Origin of the sequence: Panacagrimonas perspica, assembly GCF_004364935.1 — a bacterium.
Lineage (GTDB): Bacteria > Pseudomonadota > Gammaproteobacteria > Nevskiales > Nevskiaceae > Panacagrimonas > Panacagrimonas perspica.
Window position 1 is genome coordinate 1,826,488 of record NZ_SOBT01000008.1, and the last position, 18,593, is coordinate 1,845,080.

Consider the following 18,593-nt stretch of genomic DNA (forward strand, 5'->3'; position numbering starts at 1 on the left):
GCCGCGTCAAAAACGATTGAGCACGCTACCGATGATCGTGGCGCGAGTGGACTCCAATCGGCGAATCATGTCCCGTGCTTGCGCGATCATCGTGTGGTTCAGTCTGGACACGATCAGCACACGCTGTGCGTGCGTGGCCACTGCCAGGGCATCCGAATAAAGCGATACGGCCGGCGTATCAAGAATGAGATGGCGGTAACGCCGCTTCCACCCGGACAGCATTTCGCCGAACGTGGGATCGGACAGCAGTTCCAGCGGCGTCGACGGGCGCCGGCCCGCCGTCAGCAACGAAAGGCTCGCCAGCCCCAGGACACCCTGCACTTTCGGCGCCCGCCCCTCCATCAGGGCCTGCGACAAGCCCTCATCGTGATCTGCCGAGAAAAGATCATGCAGCGTGGAGCGGCGAAGATCGGCATCGACGAGCAACGTCGCCTGGCCCAATTGAGCAAAGGAAATCGCAAGCTCCGATGCCAATCGCGATCGCCCTTCACCTCTGCCAGGACTCACGATCACGATGACATTTGCATCGTCGGCCGGCGCACGCATCAAGAGCTCGGTGCGCAGCGCCCGGACATTTTCACTGAACGGGTCGAAGGGATCGTGCGCACTGATCAGATGAGAAGATGGGCGTGCGACGGCCTTTGGATGTTCGGCTTCCGCACGCTCTCCGGCGAGCACCTCGTCCAGATCGGACTGCGTGACCAGACCCAGTCGCATCGCAGCCTCGATAAATCCCAGGCCGAGCTGTTCCTGGACAGCACTCACACGATGAAGATCACTTTCGCTCAGGCCGCTTCGACGGGCCAAAGCCTGCGAAAGCCGCTGAGACCCCACGAGATCAGGCTCGCGTCGGACGCGTGATTCCGAATCGGCGTTGAGCTGAGTCAAATTCGATTTCTCTCGTTGTGAAAACAGGTCTTCCGTTTCAGCGAAAAGCTCATGACGCAGACCGCAGCTCGACAAGAACCGGCGTACGCAGATCGTTCTCAAGATCTTCGCGGCAGCGCACGCGCCGATTCAGCAATTCGTACATCAATGAGCCGCCGGCACCGATGATGAAACCCAGGCCGACAATCAGGATGAACTTCTTCTTGCGTCCCGCCTTGGGCAGGGACGGAGGCGCCGCACGATTGGCGATGCTGACGGCACTGGCGGCGGTCTGCGTGCCGAGTTGCGCGCTCTCCAACGCGTCCAGCGCTCCCTGGTAGACCTTGGTGGCCGACTCCAGCTCCTGAAGAAGACTGGCCCCCTCGTCCTGCTGTGTACGGGTGGACATCACCTTTGCACGTTGCTGACTGACTTCCTGGCGTAGCCGTTCTTCGACGGTGCGGGCGGCGGCCAGCTCGGCCCGGGCACTTTCGGTATGAATGCCGATCTCTCGCTTGAGCTGGCTGTCCAACTGCGCCAGCTCGCCTTGCAGCGAAACGATCTGCGGATGCCGCGCACCGAGCGAGCCGCGCAAGTCCGACAGCAGCGCCTCCTTCTGCTGAAGCTGGGCCTTGAGCGTCTGCACCAGCGGAGAGCTGAGCACTTCGGAATCGCCCTGTCCGGCGCGTGCCAGGCGCATTTCGGCCTGCTGGCGTGCGGCCGATGCTTCCGTCGCGCGACTGTCGAGATCCGTCAGCCGCGTCGAATCCTGGTCGGTCTTGCCGGTCAGGTCGATCAACCCGGTCTTGCGCCGGAATGCAGAGACCTTGGCCTGTGCGTCATCCACGTTCTTGCGCAGATTCTCGAGCTGCTTGCCGTAGCGCTGAATGCGGTCCTTCGCCGGTTCGATGAACTGGCGCATCTGTTCTTCGAGATAGACGTCGGCAACGGTGTTGGCCAGCTTGGCCGCCATGACCGGATCCGGGTCATCGGCCGAAACGTAGATGAATCGGCTGGCCTGCCCGGGAGTGATGGTCAGCCGTTTGAACAGGATGGTCATCGCGTACTGGCGCACGCTCTCCTTGGTTCCGTCGCCGACATAGCCTGCGATGTATTCCTTCTTCTCGATCAGGCCCAGCTGATCGATCACCGGCAACAGGGTGGACTCGCTCTTCAGCAATTCGAGCTGCGTGCCGAGATAGCTGTAATTGTTCAACTCGGAGTAATTGCCGCCCGACATCGGGTCGTCGGCCTTGTAGGCGACCAGCAATGTCGCCGTCGCCTGATACACGCGCGGAAGCAGATACTTCAGTGTGAGGGCACCTGCGATACCGAACAGGATCGGCACGATGATGATGACGTAGCGGTAGGCCCACGCGATTGCCCACAGCTGTTTCAGGCCAAGCGCCGGCCCACCCATGTCATAGGTCGTCGATCCGAACGAATCGCTGTCGCTGGTACGCGCCATCAGAACAAGCGTTCCTTCACGTTGATGACGTCTTCGGCCATCACCTCGTCGTCGATCTCGGCGTCGGAGCGCTGGCTCTTGCCGTCCTTGAGCCGGCGCTTGATCTCGATGCGACGGCTGGAGCCGCGCGGCGTCAGGCCACCGGCGATGGAGATGGCCTCGATGACCGTGATCTTCGAACGCAGCGGGAAAGCGCCGGGCCGGGAGACCTCACCGTAGATATAGAAAAGCGGCGCCTTGGGTATCACGATCGTGTCCCCGGCGCGGATCTGCACCACCTGCCCGGAGCCGGCGGACAGCAGGTCCTGCAGGTCCACTTCGAAGCGCTCGACCCCGTCCATCGATCTACGCAGGATGAAGGCCCGTTCGGCGCCCAGCGGCGAAATACCGCCAGCCTGTGCCAGCGCATCCAGAATCGTGGTTCGCGTATCCATCGGAAAACGGCCCGGCCGCACCACCTCGCCCACCACGCTGATCTGCTGGCTGCGAATGGCAGCGAGCACGATGTTGACCTGCGGATCGATCAGGTACTCGCCTTCGCGATATGCCGTGGCAACGCGCTCTGCGGCCTGTGTAGGCGACAGCCCCGCCACCGGGATGCTGCCCGCGAGCGGCACATCGATCGTTCCCGAATCCGAGACGTAACCGGTCAGCGTCAGTTCCGGACGGCCGAACACCGTCATCGTCACCGAGTCGCCCGGAGCGAGCGTCACCGTTGCCTGATCGAGAATGGCCGGTGGCGTGACCGACAGCGCATTCGGCGGCGTTGCATTCGGAACCAGCGGATCCACGGGATAGCCAACCGGTGCGACCGATGGTTCTGCGGCAACGACTCCGCACGTCAACGCGAAGACCGCCGCGACAAATGTCCGCGCGAGTCGGGGGCTGAACCGGCCAGCTGCTCGTACTCGCATGACTTCCATCGAAAATATGCTCCTGAACCTGCAGGCTTGGCAGAATATCAGAAGCTCACCGTCGGCTTTGACCGCACCCTGCGTCCGGCGCGACTCACGACTCGCAGCGTCGTCGCATCTTGAACCGATTTCCATGGCCTCCATGTTTCCCGCAAGAAAACAGGAGGTTTGAAATGCGAGCCGACAAGTTGACCAGCCGCTTCCAGGAAGCCCTGGCCACCGCCCAAAGCCTGGCCCTGGGCCGGGATCACGCGGCCCTCGAGCCGGTCCACGTGCTGTCCGCGCTGCTCGGTCAGGACGGTGGAACCCTCGCCCCGTTGTTCCAGGCCGCCGGGGTCAATCCGGACCTGCTGCGCAGCCGCGTGACCCAGGCCTTGGAGAAGCTGCCCCGCCTGGGCAAGACCACCGGCGACCTGCAGGTGTCGTCCGACCTGACCCGCCTGCTGAACCTGACGGACAAGCTCGCGCAGCAGCGCGGCGACCAGTTCATCTCGTCGGAGCTGTTCGCGCTGGCGCTGGCCGATGACAAGGGCCCTGCTGGCGAGGCGCTGCGTGCCGCTGGCGGCCGCAAGGAGATGCTCGAGCAGGCCATCGAGCGCGTGCGCGGTGGCCAGAAGATGGATTCGGCCGGCGCCGAAGACCAGCGCCAGTCGCTCGAGAAGTACACCATCGACCTGACCGAGCGCGCCCGCAAGAGCAAGCTCGATCCGGTGATCGGCCGCGACGAGGAGATCCGCCGCGTCATCCAGGTACTGTCGCGCCGTACGAAGAACAACCCGGCGCTGATCGGCGAACCCGGCGTCGGCAAGACCGCGATCGCCGAAGGTCTTGCCCAGCGCATCGTCAACGGCGAAGTGCCCGAGTCGCTGAAGAACAAGCGCCTGCTGACGCTGGATCTCGGCTCCCTGATCGCCGGCGCCAAGTACCGCGGTGAATTCGAGGAGCGCCTGAAGGGCGTGCTCAACGACCTGGCCAAGTGCGAAGGCCAAGTGATCCTGTTCATCGACGAGATCCACACGCTGGTCGGCGCCGGCAAGGCCGAGGGCGCGATGGACGCCGGCAACATGCTCAAGCCGGCGCTCGCGCGCGGAGAGCTGCACTGCATCGGCGCCACGACGCTCGACGAGTACCGCAAGTACATCGAGAAGGACGCTGCGCTCGAACGCCGCTTCCAGAAGGTGTTCGTCGGCGAACCGAGCGTCGAGGACACCATCGCGATCCTGCGCGGCCTGAAGGAGCGCTACGAGGTTCACCACGGCGTCGACATCACGGACGGCGCGCTGATCGCGGCTGCCAAGCTCAGCCACCGCTACATCACCGACCGCAACCTGCCGGACAAGGCCATCGACCTGATGGACGAGGCGGCATCGCGCATCCGCATCGAGATCGACTCGAAGCCGGAGGCGCTCGATCGCCTCGATCGCCGGCTGATCCAGCTCAAGATCCAGCGCGAGGCGCTGAAGAAGGAGGAGGACGACGGCGCCAAGCGCTCGCTCGCCGAACTCGAGAAGGACATCGCCAAGCTCGAGCGCGAGTCCAGCGATCTCGAAGAGCGCTGGAAGGCCGAGAAGGCCAGCGTCGCCGGCTCGGCGTCCGTGAAGGAAGAACTGGAGCGCGCACGCGCGGACATGGAAGCGGCGCGCCGCGCCGGCGATCTGTCGCGCATGGCCGAGCTGCAGTACGGAAGGATTCCCGAACTCGAGCGTCGTCTCGCTGCGACGCCGGCGGATGCGCCGAAGACCGAAACCCCGGTCGGGCAGCAGAAGCTGCTGCGCACCAGCGTCAGCGAAGAAGAGATCGCCGAGATCGTGGCGCGCTGGACCGGCATCCCGGTCGACAAGCTGATGGAAGGCGAGCGCGACAAGCTGCTGCGCATGGAAGAAGCGCTGCACCAGCGCGTGGTCGGGCAGGACGAGGCGGTGTCTGCCGTCTCCAACGCGATCCGCCGTTCGCGTGCCGGCCTGTCCGATCCCAATCGCCCGATCGGCTCGTTCCTGTTCCTGGGCCCGACCGGCGTGGGCAAGACCGAACTGTGCAAGGCGCTCGCGGCGTTCCTGTTCGACACCGACGAAGCGATGGTGCGGATCGACATGTCCGAGTACGGCGAACGACACAGCGTCGCGCGACTGATCGGCGCGCCGCCGGGATACGTCGGCTACGAAGAAGGTGGACAGCTCACCGAAGCCGTGCGACGCCGGCCCTACTCCGTCGTGCTGCTCGACGAGGTCGAGAAGGCGCATCCCGAGGTGTTCAACGTGCTGCTGCAGGTGCTGGATGACGGTCGCCTCACGGATGGCCAGGGCCGCACCGTGGACTTTCGCAACGTCGTCATCGTCATGACGTCGAACCTCGGCTCGCAGCTGCTGCAGGACATGCTCGGCAAGGACAAGGCGAAGATCGACTACGCGGCGATCAAGGAAGGCGTGATGGCCGTGGTCGGGACGCACTTCCGGCCGGAGTTCATCAACCGCATCGACGAGGCTGTCGTGTTCAGCCCGCTGGGTTCGACGCAGATCCGCAGCATCGCGCGCGTGCAGGCCGACCGCGTCGTGCGCCGGCTCGCCGATCGCAACATCACGCTGTCGTTCTCCGACGGGGCGCTCGACCTGCTGGCGCAGGCCGGCTACGACCCGGTGTACGGCGCGCGACCGCTCAAGCGCGCTATCCAGTCGCTGGTGGAGAACCCGCTTGCGCGCTCGGTGCTCGACGGCCGCTTCGCCGGAGGCGATCGCGTCGACGTGCAGGAGAAGAACGGCGCGCTGACGTTCGAGCGCGCCTGATTCATCGCCTACGCTGCGCCAGGCCGGTATTCCTGGTGCACGCGCACAACGCGGGCGGCCGTGATGCAGACCATCAGCCATGTGCCGCCCGACACCAGCGCTGCGAGCACGTCGCTGAGGTAGTGCACCTGCAGCACGATGCGGCTGTAGCCCACGAGCAGCACCACCAGCAGCGCCGATAGCGTGATCGGCAGGTGCCAGGCGGGCGGCGCGGCCCGCATGCCCAGGTACGCCAGCATTCCGTAGATCACGACCGCGCCCGAGGTGTGTCCGCTGGGAAAACTCCAGCCGTGCTCCAGGGTCAGGCCGTGCTCGTGCAGCGGACGCGTACGCTCGAACAAGGCCTTGAGCACGCGGTTCATCACGCCGTTTCCGGCAACCGCCACGAGCCAGCTCGCAGCGAGCAGCCGGCGCCCGCGTACGATCAGCACCAGCGCGACGACCACGCCCAGCCCCCACTGCACGATGGCGTCGCCGAGGTGGGTCACCGTGGCGAAGAACGTCAGCGTCTGGCGAGACAAGGCGCGTGACAGTTCCGCGGCCAGCGCCACGTCGAAACGGCCCAGGCCTTCGTCGAGCCCGATCTCGTCGGCGATCCCGAAAAACAGTGCCACCGCCGCCAGCACGACGACGAAACCGAGCAGCAGATCCAGCAGCAAGGGCCCGCCCTGCCAAGCAGCCGGCGTGCGCAGACGCGACAGCGGCACCCATCGCCCCGTCGCGCGTTGCCAGGTCGTCCGAAGAACGTTCCACAGCGGTTCGCGCAGACGGCGCAGCAGCAGCCAGACCGAGACCGCCGTCGTCACCGCCACCAGAGCGAAGACGAGGAAGACCTCGACGGGGTGCAGCGCGATCAGGCGCGGAAGCGAATCCATCCGCGGATCGTGCGCAGCAGCGGGTTCGGGTTCAAGCGCGGGGCCTCGAGTTCCTCACAGTGACGCATCGCGCTGCAGGTCGAGCTCCCACACCTCGGCCAGTTCGAAGCGGCCGCCGCTCGCCACGAAATCCCAGCGCTCCACCGTGCAGCGAAGCGCGCGCCCGGGCAGGCCGTAGCGCATCAGGTTCACCGAATTCGGCGCATCCGGTCGAACGCGCCATGACGTCGCCGTGCCGGCCTGGACGCACCAGGAACGCCGCTGCAGATCGGGAAAACGCATCGTCAGCGGGCGCACGTACGGCAGGTGGATGTGCCCGCCCATGAACACGTCGGCGCCCGCATCGGTCCACGCGCGAGCGGCACGCGCGTGTCCATGCAGCAGGTCGTGCTCGTCGCGACGATGCGGCACGTCGACCGGCTGATGCGTGACGACGACGCGCAACTGATCCGGCGCCGCGGCGCGCAGGCGCGCGCTCACCCGTTCGATCTGCGCGCGAGAGACCTGGCCGTCGATGTGACGCCAGCGCCGCGTCGTGTTCACGCACATGACGAGCAGGCCGGGGATATCGAGCATCGGCTCGAGATCGTCACCGAACACGCGCCGGTGCCGTGCGTACGGCTGGAACGCGCGGGTGAAGAAATCCATCAGCGGGATGTCGTGATTGCCGGGCGTCACCAAGGTCTGCGCGATGCCGAGCCGATCGAGGAAGCGCTTGGCCGCCGTGAACTGCCAGGGACGCGCGCGCTGCGTGATGTCGCCGGAGAGCACCAGCACGTCCGGCTTCTGCGCGGCCGAAAGTGCCGCGAGCGCCTCGACCACCCGCGGCAGCGTCGCGCCGAAATGTGGATCCGATATCTGGAGCAGAACGCTCACTTCACTTCGACCCGGTCTTCGGGCGCCGGCACCATCAGCAACAGGGGTTCGGGTGCGACACGGAACACCAGCGGTGCCCGCAGGTGATTCACCTCGCCGTCGGTTGCGACCTTGATCATCCGGTGACGATGGGGGTGCACCGTCAGCCGGTGCATCGGGAAGCGGATGAGGTTGTCCGCGTCACCGAGGCGGCCCAGCGCGCCGCGTAGCGCCAGACCCAGCATGGCCAGCGCACGCGTCGGCTTGACGACGATGGCCGCCAACTGGCCATGCTCCAGCGCCTCGCCTTCCGGAAGGCCCAGGCGATCGAACTGAAGGCGGTTGTTGCCGACGAAGACGCTCGGCGTGCGAATGCTGCGGCTCTGGCCGCGCGCCTCCAGCGTCAGGCGCAACTGCCGACGCTCGCGCATCAGCGTCATCAGACCTGCGCCCATCGCGACCAGCCGGCTGCGACCGAGCTGCGCCTTGGCGGTTTCGCGATCCTCCAGCAGCTTCGTGTACAGCCCGAGACTGGCGTTCACGAGAAACACCTTCTCGTTGACCAGTCCGACCTGCACCGGCGTCGGGATCGCACGCAGCAGGGCCTTGGCCGCGACCTCCGTCTCCTGCGAGATGCCGTGCACGCGACCGAAGTAGTTGAAGGTGCCCTGCGGCAGCACGCCGAAAGCGCAGGGATGGCCGAGCACGTGCTGGGCGACGCCATTGATGGTGCCGTCGCCGCCGGCCGCGACGACGATGCCGCCCTGCTCGCAGGCGAGCCGTACCGCCTGCTTCGCCCTGGACTCGATGTCGGTGGCGCTGTCGAGCAGCAGGAACTCGTGACGTCGACCCGCTGCGTCGAATATCCCGGCCAGCGTCTGTTGCGTATCGCCCGCGTCGTGCTTCCCCGAACCTGCATTCAGCACGATGAAGAGCGGAGCATCGGCCTTCATCGCCAGCTGCGCGGAAGAAGAGACGGCGGAGAGATCATTCATCGGACGAAGGATAAGGGGAGGCAAGCGTCATCTGCGCTTAACGAAACCGTCACGGGTGGGTCAATCCGGCGCTTCATGCTTCGGTCACACATGGAAAACAAGACAGGGGCCTAGACCGTGGCCAGGAAAGACGAAACCAAGACCGCCAGGTACCGCACGCTGTGGATCTCCGACGTGCATCTCGGCACGCCGGGATGCAAGGCGGAGCATCTCGTGGACTTCCTCAAGCACACCGAGTGCGAGAACCTCTACCTGGTCGGCGACATCATCGACGGCTGGAAGCTGCGCAGCTCGTGGTTCTGGCCACAGGAACACACCAACGTCGTCCGCAAGATCCTGACCAAGTCCAAGCGCGGGACCAAGGTGTACTACGTCACCGGCAACCACGACGAATTCCTGCGCAAGTTCGTCGGCTTCGGTCTTGCCATCGGCAACATCCGCATCGTCAACGAGCACGTGCACACCACGGCCGACGGACGCCGCCTGCTGATCACCCACGGCGACGCCTTCGACGTGATCACGCGCTATCACCGCTGGATCGCCCTGGTCGGCGACTTCGCGTACGAACTCACGATGCAGGCCAACGATCATCTGAATCGCCTGCGCCGCGTGTTCGGCATGCGCTACTGGTCGTTGTCGGCGTTCGCGAAGAAGAGCGTGAAGAACGCGGTCAACATCGTTTCCGAGTTCGAGCAGAGCGTGGCGCACGAGTGCCGCCGCCGGGGCCTGGATGGCGTGGTCTGCGGCCACATCCACCACGCCGAGATCCGCGACATCGACGGCGTGCAGTACCTCAACAGCGGCGACTGGGTCGAGAGCTGCACCGCGCTGGCGGAAGACTTCAACGGCCGCATCGAGGTGCTGCGCTGGGTGCAGATCGATCACCTGCACGAATCGCCGAAGGTCACGCCGCTGAAACGGCCTGCCGCCAAGAAGGCCGCGTAGCCCGGGTGCAACCCGGGATCTTTCTCTTGGGCTCGCAAGAGTCCCGGGTTTCACCCGGACAACAAAAAAGGCGGCCCGAAGGCCGCCTTTTTCGTTACGCGACGAGGCTTACTTCGCGACGTTCACGACTTGGCTCTGCGTGAACTCGGACAGGCCTTCTTCCGAGAACTCCACACCCATGCCGGACTGCTTGGCGCCACCGAACGGGATACCGGGCGCAAGGTCGAGATGCTTGTTGACCCAGGCCGTGCCGCTCTCGAGGCGTGCCGCGATGCCCGAGGCGCGCTTGGTGTCCTTGCCCCAGACCGAACCACCCAGGCCGAACGGCGAGGCGTTGGCGCGCTTGAGCGCATCTTCCGAGTCCGAGAACTTGATGATCGGCAGGACCGGCCCGAACTGCTCTTCGTCGACGATGCGATCGCCGTCGGTCACGTCGCGCACGATCGTCGGGCGGATGAAGTAACCGCCGCCGTCGTCGGACTGCCCGCCGGTCACGACCTTGCCGTTCTTCTTGGCTTCGGCGATCAGATCCTTGACCTTCTCGAACTGCATCTTGTTCTGCAGGGGGCCGAGCGTCGTTCCCTTCTCGAGGCCGTCACCGACCACGGCTGCGTTGGCGAGCTTGGCCAGCTCGTCGACCATGCCGTCGTAGATCTTCTCGTGCACGTAGAGGCGCTTGATCGCGACGCAGACCTGGCCGTTGTTGGCGAAGGCGGCGCCGAAGATCTTGGCAGCCGCTTCCTTCGGGTCGACGTCGTCGAGCACGATGGCCGCATCGTTGCCGCCCAGTTCGAGCGTGACGCGCTTGACCGTGTCGGCGGCGCTGGCCATGACCTTCTTGCCGGTCGCGGTGGAACCCGTGAACGACACCTTGCGCACGTCGGGGTGCTGGGTCAGCACGTGGCCCAGATCGTTGGCGTCGGTGACGACGTTGAACACGCCGGCCGGGAAGATCTTGGAGGCGACTTCACCGAGCAGCAGCGTGGTCAGCGGCGTGGTCGGCGCAGGCTTGGCCACCAGCGTGTTGCCGGACAGCAGCGCCGGCGACAGCTTGCCGATCAGCAGCAGCACCGGGAAGTTCCAGGGAATGATCGCGGCGACGACGCCCAGCGGCTTGCGATGCTGTTCGACGCGACGGATCTCGCTGTCTTCGATGACCTTCGGCTCGACCTTGAGGCCGGCGAAGTAGCGGATGAAGGCGAGCGTGCCGCCGATCTCCCACTGCGCGTCGGCGGTCGGCTTGCCCTGTTCCTGCGTCAGCAGCGTGGTGAATTCCTCGAAGCGGGCTTCGATGGCGTCGGCGAACTTGGCGAGCACGGCGCTGCGCTCGGGATAGCTCAGCGCAGCCCAGGCCGGGAAGGCCTTGTTGGCGGCCGCAACAGCCTGGTTGGCCTGGTCGACCGACGCGCGCGGACTCTTGGTCAGCAGCTTGCCGGTGGCGGGATTGATGACGTCCATCGTCGAATCGCCATCGACGAGTTTGCCACCGATGAGAAGCTTGAATTCCTGCATGGGACTTCCTCCTGATGAATGCGGGGTCACGCCGCGGCACTGGGGCGGGACGAGACCGAACGGTACCACCGCTGTACGTTCGGGTGTGAATCCGTCGGGGTCACTTTGAGCCAGCCCATGAAATCCACGACGCACAGGGCGGTGATGTCGGCCAAGCTGAAGCTGGTACCTGCGACGAATTCCGACTTGCCGAGCATGCCGTCGAGCGTGTCGATGAAGCGCCGGCTGCCGGCCATGCCGCGCTCGGCGAGCGCGGGAATCGCGGTGATTCCGCCCAATCCGGGAATACCCCGGTCGCCGAATCCCGGTGCCGAATTGCGGAAGGCCTCGGAGGCTCGCAGGAAGCCGTCCCATTCCATCGCCAGCGTCCTGGACGTGATCACGGCGCGGCTTTTTGCGTCGGTGCCGAGCATCGGCTTCTCCGGATGGAGTGCCTCGAGGTACTGGCAGATCGCCAGGGTCTCGTCGATGAGCGTGCCGTCGTCGAGCTGCAGCGCCGGCACGATGCCACGCGGATTGATCTTCAGGTACGCCGGCTGGATGTTCTCAGCGGTCATCAGGTCGACCTGCACGGTGTCGATCTTGATGCCCTTCTCGGCCAGAAAGATGCGGACGCGGCGGGGGCTGGGCGCCATGGCGCAGTCGTAGAACTTCATTTTTATGTTCTCCTCGGTGGTCAGCGCGCTGCCTCAGTGGACAGGGCGTCTCGACCCTCAGTTTGCCATGCAGTGCCCGCCGGTTCAGCCTATTAGGCGCCCAAAACAGGACGCCTGCCCCCACCAGAAGTTGGGGCCGTCAGCCCACTCGCAGGGCTCAGTCTTCGGCTTCGGCCGCTTCCTCGCGACCGCGCTGCCTGCGTTCGGCCTCGCGGCGCGCTTCCTCGATCTGCAGCATCACGTCGTCGACGTCGACCGACGTTCCGTCGTCGACCCAGACTCCCGTCAGCACGGTGTCCGGCTTGAGTTCGGCGTGCTGGTAGAGCTGCCAGATCTCGCGCGCGTACTGGGTTTCCAGCAGTTCGGGAGCGTACTGACCGAAGTAGGCCGCCATGTTGCCGACGTCGCGCGCGAGCATCGCGAACGCGCTGTTGTTCACCGAAGCTTCCACCGCCTGCGGAAGATCGATGACCACCGGGCCACCGGTATCGAGCAGCACGTTGTACTCGGAAAGATCGCCGTGGATCAGGCCGGCGCAGAGCATCAGCACGATCTGCCGGATCATGAATTCATGGTACTGGCGCGCCAATTCCGGGCTCAGCGACACTTCGTTCAGGCGTGGCGCCGGGTTGCCGTTCTCGTCGGCGATCATTTCCATCACCAGCACGCCGACGAAATAGCCGTAGGGGCGTGGGACTCGCACGCCGGCGGCGGCCAGGCGATACAGGGCATCGACCTCGGCGTTCTTCCACTCCTCTTCCTGCTGCTTGCGGCCGTGCCGCGAGCGCTTGCCCATCGCCCGCTCGTCACGGCTACCGCGCGCCTTGCGGCCTTCCTGGTACTGCGCAAGCTTCTGGAACCCGCGGTGGTTGGCGTCCTTGTAGACCTTCGCGCACCGCAGCGAGTCGCCACTGGCCACCAGGAAAACCGCGGCTTCCTTGCCGCTCTTCAGGGGGCGTACGACCTCGTCGATGATGCCGTCGTCGATCAGCGGCTGGAGGCCGCGGGGAATTTTCATGGAGTCTGCGCGCACCGCGAGTCAGGCCGCGCGGGAGGCCCGACGCCGGCAACGAATGTTGTCGCACGCCCCGAAGCGCGTGCGGTAACGAGCAGTCTAACGGGCGGCCGACCTATCCACCCGCTGCGTGCCAGTGTATGAAGGCGCAGCGTCGCTCATCGTCCGACGTGGAAGACCCATCCGGCGATGCTCACGCAGGAGAAATTCGTATGGCCAAGGGAATGAACGCGAAGAAGAACGAGAAGAAGAAGCCGCAGAAGACGCCGGCTGAAAAGAAGGCGGCGAAGGCAGAGAAGAAGAAGGGCCGGTAGTCGCGCGATTCGATCTTCAAGAGCGAACGCTGTGCTCCCTCTCCCCACGCGGCTTCATCGCATGGGGAGAGGGTTGGGATGAGGGGCGGTTCGGGAGTTCTCGAATGGCGACTTGCATCGGGCCTTTTGAAAAAGCGGCCCCTCACCCCGGTTCAGGAACTGGAGCGACTCAATGCACTCCAGTTCCTGAGGGCGCATCACGCCAAGCGCTATTCCTTCCCGGCCAGCTGCGCCACGATCCCGGGATTCTCCAAGGTCGAGATGTCCTGCGTGATCTCTTCGCCCTTGGCGATGGACCGCAGCAGGCGGCGCATGATCTTGCCGCTGCGCGTCTTCGGAAGATTGTCGGCGAAGCGGATGTCGTCGGGCTTGGCCAGCGCGCCGATCTCCTTGCCGACGTGCTCGCGCAGTTCCTTGATCAGCTTGGCGGCCTCGTCCCCGTGCGGACGGGCGCCTTTGCAGGTCACGAACGCGAACACGCTCTCGCCCTTGACCTCGTGCGGACGCCCGACGACGGCGGCCTCCGCCACGCGCGTATGCGACACCAGGGCGCTCTCGATCTCCATCGTGCCCAGGCGATGTCCCGAGACGTTCAGCACGTCGTCGATGCGGCCCATGATCCAGTAGTAGCCGTCCTTGTCGCGGTGCGTCGAGTCGCCGGCGACGTAGAGGTTCTTGCCCGGGAACTGCCCGTAGTAGGTCTTGACGTAGCGCTCGTTGTCGCCCCAGATCGTGCTGAGCATCGAGGGCCAGGGCTTGGTGATGACGAGATATCCGCCGGCTTCGAGCCCCTTCACCGGCTCGCCGGCCTCGTCCACCACGTCGGCGAAGATGCCGGGCAGCGGCTGCGTGCAGGAGCCGGGCTTGGTCGCCGTCGCGCCGGGAATCGGGCTCATCATGATGGCGCCCGTTTCGGTCTGCCACCACGTATCCACGATCGGCAGCTTCTCCTTGCCGATCACGCGGTGGTACCACATCCAGGCCTCGGGATTGATCGGCTCGCCGACCGAACCCAGCAGACGCAGCTTCGACAGGTCGTACTTGTTGGGCCATTCCTCGCCGAGCTTCATCAGCGCGCGGATAGCGGTGGGCGCCGTGTAGAAGATCGTGACGCCGTGGTCCTGCGCGATCTTCCAGAAGCGGCCTGCGTCCGGGAACGTCGGCACACCCTCGTACATCAGGATCGTCGCGCCGTTGCTCAGCGGTCCGTAGCAGACATAGCTGTGGCCGGTGATCCAGCCCACGTCCGCGGTGCACCAGAACACGTCCGATTCCTTGAGATCGAACACCCACTGGCTGGTCATGTGCGCACCCACCATGTACCCGCCGGTGCTGTGCTGGATGCCCTTGGGCTTGCCGGTGGAGCCGGAGGTGTAGAGCAGGAACAGCGGATGGTCGGCCTCGACCCACTCGGGGTCGCAGCTTGCCGACTGCTGCGCGACGAGGTCGTGCCACCACACGTCGCGCGGCGCGTCGAACCCGACGTCGTGACCGGTGCGCTTGAGCACGATCACCTTCTCGATGGTCTTGCAGCCGGACGACAGCGCCTCGTTGACCGCCTTCTTGAGCTCGATCAGATTTCCGCCGCGCGTGTTGCCGTCGGCCGTGATGACGACCTTGGCGCCTGCGTCCTCGATGCGGTCACGCAGCGAGCCCGACGAGAAGCCGCCGAAGACGATCGAGTGGATCGCACCGATGCGGGCACAGGCCTGCATCGCGATCACCGCTTCCGGCGTGTGCGGCATGTACAGCACCACGCGGTCGCCCTTGGTCACGCCCAGCGACTTGAGGCCGTTGGCGAGCTTGCTGACGTCCGCGTGGAGCTGGCGGTAGGTCCAGTTCTTCGTGTCGCCCTTGTCGCCCTCGAACCGGATCGCGATCTTGTCGGCCTTGGTCGCGAGGTGGCGATCCAGGCAGTTGGCCGAGGCGTTGGTCTTGCCCCCGACGAACCAGCGGTAATTCGGCGCCTTCGAGTCGTCGAGGGCCTTCGTGAAGGGCGTCTGCCACGCGATGTTCTTGCGTGCGAGCTCGGCCCAGAATTCCACCGGATCCTTCTCGGCCTCGGCGCACAGGGCGGCGAGCTTCTCCTTGTTCAGGCGCGCCGCGGCTGCGAAGGCCGCTGACGGCGGAAACAGGCGCGCTTCGGTGAGCACCGACTGGATGTCGCTCATCTCTTCTCTCTCCTGATTCGCTCTCTATAAGTCGACGATCATAGGCCGCGCGAAAATCGGGGCAAACCGTCCCGATGGGTAGGTCGTCGGGGGGTGGTCGCCGCGGCGGCGGCCCGGCGCGTGCGCAAGGGCCGGCCGCAGCGGCGCCCGCTCAGCTGTCCAGCGAGCGGCGGTCCTTTCCGCGAAGAAACAGCACGCCCACGACCACGCTCATCAGCGCCACGCCGATCGGGTACCACAGGCCGTAGTAGATGTTGCCGGACGCGGCGACCATCGCCGTGGCCAGCAGCGGCAGCATGCCGCCGAACCAGCCGTTCCCGATGTGGTACGGCAGGCTCATCGAGGTGTACCGGATCCGGGTCGGGAACAGTTCCACGAGCCATGCCGCGATCGGTCCATACACCATCGTCACGTAGATCATCAGGATGAAGAGCAGCAGCAGGGTCAGCGGGTAGTTGACCTGCGCGGTATCGGCCTCGGTCGGATACCCGGCCGTCGCCAGTGCCGCCTTGTAGGCGGCCTCGTCCCAGCCCGTCAGCACGACATCGCCGATCCGCGTGGTCACGCTGGCGCCGCCCTCGACCGGCAGCGACTCGAACGACAGCCCCGACTTGGTCAGGAAATCCTTCGCCTTGTCGCAGTCGGTGAAGTTCGTGCCGGGCAGCACGAAGATGTGGAAGTTGCAGTCGGTCGCCGCCACGCTCAGCGTCGTGCGCTGCTGGAATGCCTCGAGCGCGGGGTTCACCGCATGCGTGAGCCCCTTGAAGATCGGCACGAACGTGAGCGCACCGAGCAGGCAGCCCGCGAGGATGATCTTCAGGCGGCCGATGCGATCCGACAGCGCCCCGAAGACCACGAAGAACGGCGTGCCGACCAGCAGCGCCACGGCGAGCAGCGAATAGGCCGTGAAGTAGTCGAGCTTGAGCGTGATCGTCAGGAAGAACAGCGCGTAGAACTGGCCCGTGTACCAGACCACGCCCTGCCCCGCGACCGCGCCGAACAGCGCGAGCGCGACGTACTTGTTGTTGGGGTAGCGCAGGAAGCTGTCCGTCAGCGGCGACTTCGAGGTCTTGCCCTCGGCCTTCATCTTCTGGAACAGCGGCGACTCGTTGAGCTTGAGACGGATGTAGATCGAGAAGAGCAGCAGGACGATCGACACCAGGAACGGCACGCGCCAGCCCCACTCGGCGAACGCGGCCTTGTCCATCGACACGCGGCAGCAGCCGATGATCAGCAGCGACAGGAAGAACCCGATCGTCGCCGTCGCCTGGATCCAGCTCGTCGCGTAGCCGCGCCGGTTGTCGGGCGCGTGCTCCGCCACGTAGGTCGCAGCGCCGCCGTACTCACCGCCCAGCGCCAGGCCCTGCAGCAGTCGCAGCATCACGAGGATGATCGGCGCCGCGACGCCGATGGTCTCGTAGGTCGGCAGGAAGCCGACGGCGGCCGTCGCGCTGCCCATGACCACGATCGTGACCAGGAAGGTGTACTTGCGCCCCACGATATCGCCGAGCCGTCCGAACACCAGCGCGCCGAACGGACGCACCAGAAAACCCGCGGCGTAAGTGGCAAAGGCCGACAGCAGCGCGGCGGTCTCGTTGCCCTTGGGGAAGAACAGGGCAGCGAAGAACGGCGCCAGGGTCGCGTAGAGGAAGAAGTCGTACCACTCGAACACCGTGCCCAGGGACGACGCGAAGATCACGCGCCGCTGTTCGGCGGGACTCACCTTCGTGTCGGCCGCACCCGTATTCACCGCTGCACCCATCCCCACATCTCCCGTTTCCAACTCGGCGCGAGCATTGCTCACGTTCGTTTCCCCCGGCATTGCGCGCGACGGGAACGCCGCGCACGCCACCAGCGCCATTTTTCCCAAGGCTACGCGTGCGACCGGTGCTTGCCCACTTCGGGCGGCCCCGGTTGGCGAGAGAAGAGGTCGGGGCTGACGCCCCTCCTACAAAAGCACGCGACTGTAGGAGGGGCGTCAGCCCCGACAACCTTCCGAAGCGCGTTCGCCACGCAGAACGAATGATCCGCCTCGAATGGACCGTTGCGCTCGGCAGTCGCGTTGACCCCACCCCGGCCGCCCCCGATAATCCTCGGCCACCCGGATTCCGGTGGCTCGTGTCGGGGTATAGCGCAGTCTGGTAGCGCGCCTGCTTTGGGTGCAGGATGTCGGGAGTTCGAATCTCTCTACCCCGACCATTAATTCCGCGGTCGCGGAGGCGTCTCCTTCCTTCGCAAATGCCCGGGCGCAAACGCACGGCCTCTGCACATGCCGGCGCCTTCGGATGCAGCGAAGCTAGAAATTCGGGCCTGCCATCTGGAATGACTCGCGTCGAGCCGGTAGACTCCGCCGCCCAATGGTGGCCGTAGCTCAGTTGGTAGAGTCCCAGGTTGTGATCCTGGTTGTCGCGGGTTCGAGCCCCGTCGGTCACCCCATTTTTTAATGCGTCGCTCCGTGTGGATTTCGCGGATGGAGCGGCTACAATGCGCGCCCCTCACGGGGCGCATCAGATTTTCGGAACGGGTTGCTAGCTCAATGGTAGAGCAGCTGACTCTTAATCAGTAGGTTCGGGGTTCGAGTCCCTGGCAGCCCACCACTCCTTCCGATCACGCGCTGAAAACAGCGCTGCCGTTCCTTCGGGGACGCGCCTCACACGTCGTTACTCCTACCGTATTGCCCAACCGGGACACCAGACCTCGGCACCTCGCCGCGCGCGCGGGACTCGGGATCGTGACTCGACGACCGGCCGCGCTGACCGGTCGCTGAACTTGCCGGACCTTCACCGCGCCGTCCCCGCCGTTCAGCTTTTTTTCATGCCGCAGCTGCAGCATTTCTCACAGGACGACATCGAACGGAGCGCGGGCCATCCGGCCCTCCCGTATCGAATGCCGTGACGGAAGGTGACTCATTCCGAGAGGCCGCGCATTTTTTGGGGTGCTGCATCCCGTTGCCGGCCAAAACCCATGATCAGACTCGGGAGGTATGCCCATGAAGCTCTGCGATCCATGCGCCCGGCTGCTCCTGGCGCCGACCCGGAACGACATTCCGACGCATCTCCACCTGTTTGATCCATCCACCGGGAAAATGGCGGCCGCGCCGAAGGCGCGCCTGTTCGACTGCGAGACTTGCGATTCGCGCTGGGGATGGAAGGAGGTGACCGGTTGGCATCTGAAAACGCCCAACCGCTCGGCACGGGACGCCGAGGATGCTGCCGCGCCGTCCTGA

Annotated in this window: 14 protein-coding genes and 3 tRNA genes; 6 read left to right on the forward strand and 11 right to left on the reverse strand. The window is 65.3% G+C overall.

Annotated features, from left to right (window positions below):
• Positions 1–6: 6 nt before the first annotated feature.
• Genes DFR24_RS08305 through DFR24_RS08315 form a run of 3 tightly spaced genes read right to left on the reverse strand, consistent with a single transcriptional unit; the run spans position 7 to position 3,126 of the window.
• A complete protein-coding gene (locus DFR24_RS08305) occupies positions 7–990 on the reverse strand; it encodes a CpsD/CapB family tyrosine-protein kinase (protein WP_133880810.1) in 984 nt (327 codons plus the stop codon).
• Complete coding sequence (locus tag DFR24_RS08310; protein ID WP_133880811.1) at positions 938–2,335, reverse strand: GumC family protein; 1,398 nt, start codon at positions 2,333–2,335, stop codon at positions 938–940. Before DFR24_RS08310 ends, DFR24_RS08305 begins: the two co-directional genes overlap by 53 nt.
• Entirely contained in the window at positions 2,335–3,126 is a 792-nt protein-coding gene (locus DFR24_RS08315; RefSeq protein WP_162851107.1) for an SLBB domain-containing protein, read from the reverse strand. Before DFR24_RS08315 ends, DFR24_RS08310 begins: the two co-directional genes overlap by 1 nt.
• A gap of 296 nt (positions 3,127–3,422) precedes the next feature.
• On the opposite strand from DFR24_RS08315, the gene clpB reads away from it, so the two are divergent.
• Positions 3,423–6,029 carry an ATP-dependent chaperone ClpB gene (gene clpB / locus DFR24_RS08320; protein WP_133880813.1) on the forward strand — a complete coding sequence of 869 codons (2,607 nt, stop codon included), beginning with the start codon at positions 3,423–3,425 and terminating at the stop codon, positions 6,027–6,029.
• 8 nt (positions 6,030–6,037) lie between these two features.
• Here the strand turns inward: clpB and DFR24_RS08325 are convergent, their stop codons facing one another.
• Genes DFR24_RS08325 through DFR24_RS08335 form a run of 3 tightly spaced genes read right to left on the reverse strand, consistent with a single transcriptional unit; the run spans position 6,038 to position 8,754 of the window.
• A complete protein-coding gene (locus DFR24_RS08325; protein ID WP_133880814.1) occupies positions 6,038–6,904 on the reverse strand; it encodes a phosphatase PAP2 family protein in 867 nt (288 codons plus the stop codon).
• A gap of 54 nt (positions 6,905–6,958) precedes the next feature.
• Positions 6,959–7,780, reverse strand: a complete 822-nt coding sequence (locus DFR24_RS08330) for a metallophosphoesterase family protein (RefSeq protein WP_133880815.1) — start codon at positions 7,778–7,780, stop codon at positions 6,959–6,961.
• The gene (locus DFR24_RS08335) at positions 7,777–8,754 is read right to left on the reverse strand and encodes a diacylglycerol/lipid kinase family protein (RefSeq protein ID WP_133880816.1); all 978 of its coding nucleotides are present in this window, start codon (positions 8,752–8,754) and stop codon (positions 7,777–7,779) included. Before DFR24_RS08335 ends, DFR24_RS08330 begins: the two co-directional genes overlap by 4 nt.
• Before the next feature lie 117 nt (positions 8,755–8,871).
• On the opposite strand from DFR24_RS08335, the gene DFR24_RS08340 reads away from it, so the two are divergent.
• On the forward strand, positions 8,872–9,699 hold the full coding sequence (locus tag DFR24_RS08340; RefSeq protein WP_133880817.1) for a UDP-2,3-diacylglucosamine diphosphatase: 828 nt from the start codon (positions 8,872–8,874) through the stop codon (positions 9,697–9,699).
• 108 nt (positions 9,700–9,807) lie between these two features.
• Here DFR24_RS08340 and DFR24_RS08345 read toward each other — a convergent pair whose 3' ends face one another.
• The 5 genes from DFR24_RS08345 to DFR24_RS08365 form a co-directional block, all read right to left on the reverse strand.
• A complete protein-coding gene (locus tag DFR24_RS08345) occupies positions 9,808–11,211 on the reverse strand; it encodes an aldehyde dehydrogenase family protein (RefSeq protein WP_133880818.1) in 1,404 nt (467 codons plus the stop codon).
• A gap of 26 nt (positions 11,212–11,237) precedes the next feature.
• Positions 11,238–11,867: a glutathione S-transferase family protein gene (locus tag DFR24_RS08350; RefSeq protein WP_133880819.1), complete on the reverse strand. Its 630-nt coding sequence runs from the start codon at positions 11,865–11,867 to the stop codon at positions 11,238–11,240.
• A gap of 157 nt (positions 11,868–12,024) precedes the next feature.
• Complete coding sequence (locus tag DFR24_RS08355) at positions 12,025–12,885, reverse strand: PA4780 family RIO1-like protein kinase (protein WP_133880820.1); 861 nt, start codon at positions 12,883–12,885, stop codon at positions 12,025–12,027.
• A gap of 520 nt (positions 12,886–13,405) precedes the next feature.
• Positions 13,406–15,367 (reverse strand): acetate--CoA ligase, encoded by a 1,962-nt coding sequence (acs, locus tag DFR24_RS08360; RefSeq protein WP_133880821.1) that lies wholly within the window; start codon positions 15,365–15,367, stop codon positions 13,406–13,408.
• A 151-nt stretch (positions 15,368–15,518) separates the two neighbouring features.
• Entirely contained in the window at positions 15,519–17,129 is a 1,611-nt protein-coding gene (locus tag DFR24_RS08365) for an MFS transporter (RefSeq protein ID WP_133880822.1), read from the reverse strand.
• A 360-nt stretch (positions 17,130–17,489) separates the two neighbouring features.
• Here DFR24_RS08365 and DFR24_RS08370 point away from each other — a divergent pair.
• From DFR24_RS08370 to DFR24_RS08385, 4 genes are all read left to right on the forward strand, one after another.
• A tRNA-Pro gene (locus DFR24_RS08370) sits at positions 17,490–17,566 on the forward strand.
• A 161-nt stretch (positions 17,567–17,727) separates the two neighbouring features.
• Positions 17,728–17,803: transfer RNA gene (locus DFR24_RS08375), tRNA-His, on the forward strand.
• Positions 17,804–17,889: 86 nt separating this feature from the next.
• Positions 17,890–17,964, forward strand: a tRNA-Lys gene (locus DFR24_RS08380).
• A gap of 392 nt (positions 17,965–18,356) precedes the next feature.
• A complete protein-coding gene (locus tag DFR24_RS08385) occupies positions 18,357–18,593 on the forward strand; it encodes a hypothetical protein (protein ID WP_133880823.1) in 237 nt (78 codons plus the stop codon).

Coding starts and splice junctions, on each gene's coding strand:
- DFR24_RS08310 (WP_133880811.1), bottom strand. CDS start 2,335: ATGGCGCGTACCAGCGACAGCGATTCGTTCGGATCGACGACCTATGAC.
- clpB (WP_133880813.1), top strand. CDS start 3,423: ATGCGAGCCGACAAGTTGACCAGCCGCTTCCAGGAAGCCCTGGCCACC.
- DFR24_RS08325 (WP_133880814.1), bottom strand. CDS start 6,904: ATGGATTCGCTTCCGCGCCTGATCGCGCTGCACCCCGTCGAGGTCTTC.
- DFR24_RS08335 (WP_133880816.1), bottom strand. CDS start 8,754: ATGAATGATCTCTCCGCCGTCTCTTCTTCCGCGCAGCTGGCGATGAAG.
- DFR24_RS08345 (WP_133880818.1), bottom strand. CDS start 11,211: ATGCAGGAATTCAAGCTTCTCATCGGTGGCAAACTCGTCGATGGCGAT.
- DFR24_RS08350 (WP_133880819.1), bottom strand. CDS start 11,867: ATGAAGTTCTACGACTGCGCCATGGCGCCCAGCCCCCGCCGCGTCCGC.
- DFR24_RS08355 (WP_133880820.1), bottom strand. CDS start 12,885: ATGAAAATTCCCCGCGGCCTCCAGCCGCTGATCGACGACGGCATCATC.
- acs (WP_133880821.1), bottom strand. CDS start 15,367: ATGAGCGACATCCAGTCGGTGCTCACCGAAGCGCGCCTGTTTCCGCCG.
- DFR24_RS08365 (WP_133880822.1), bottom strand. CDS start 17,129: ATGGGTGCAGCGGTGAATACGGGTGCGGCCGACACGAAGGTGAGTCCC.
- DFR24_RS08385 (WP_133880823.1), top strand. CDS start 18,357: ATGAAGCTCTGCGATCCATGCGCCCGGCTGCTCCTGGCGCCGACCCGG.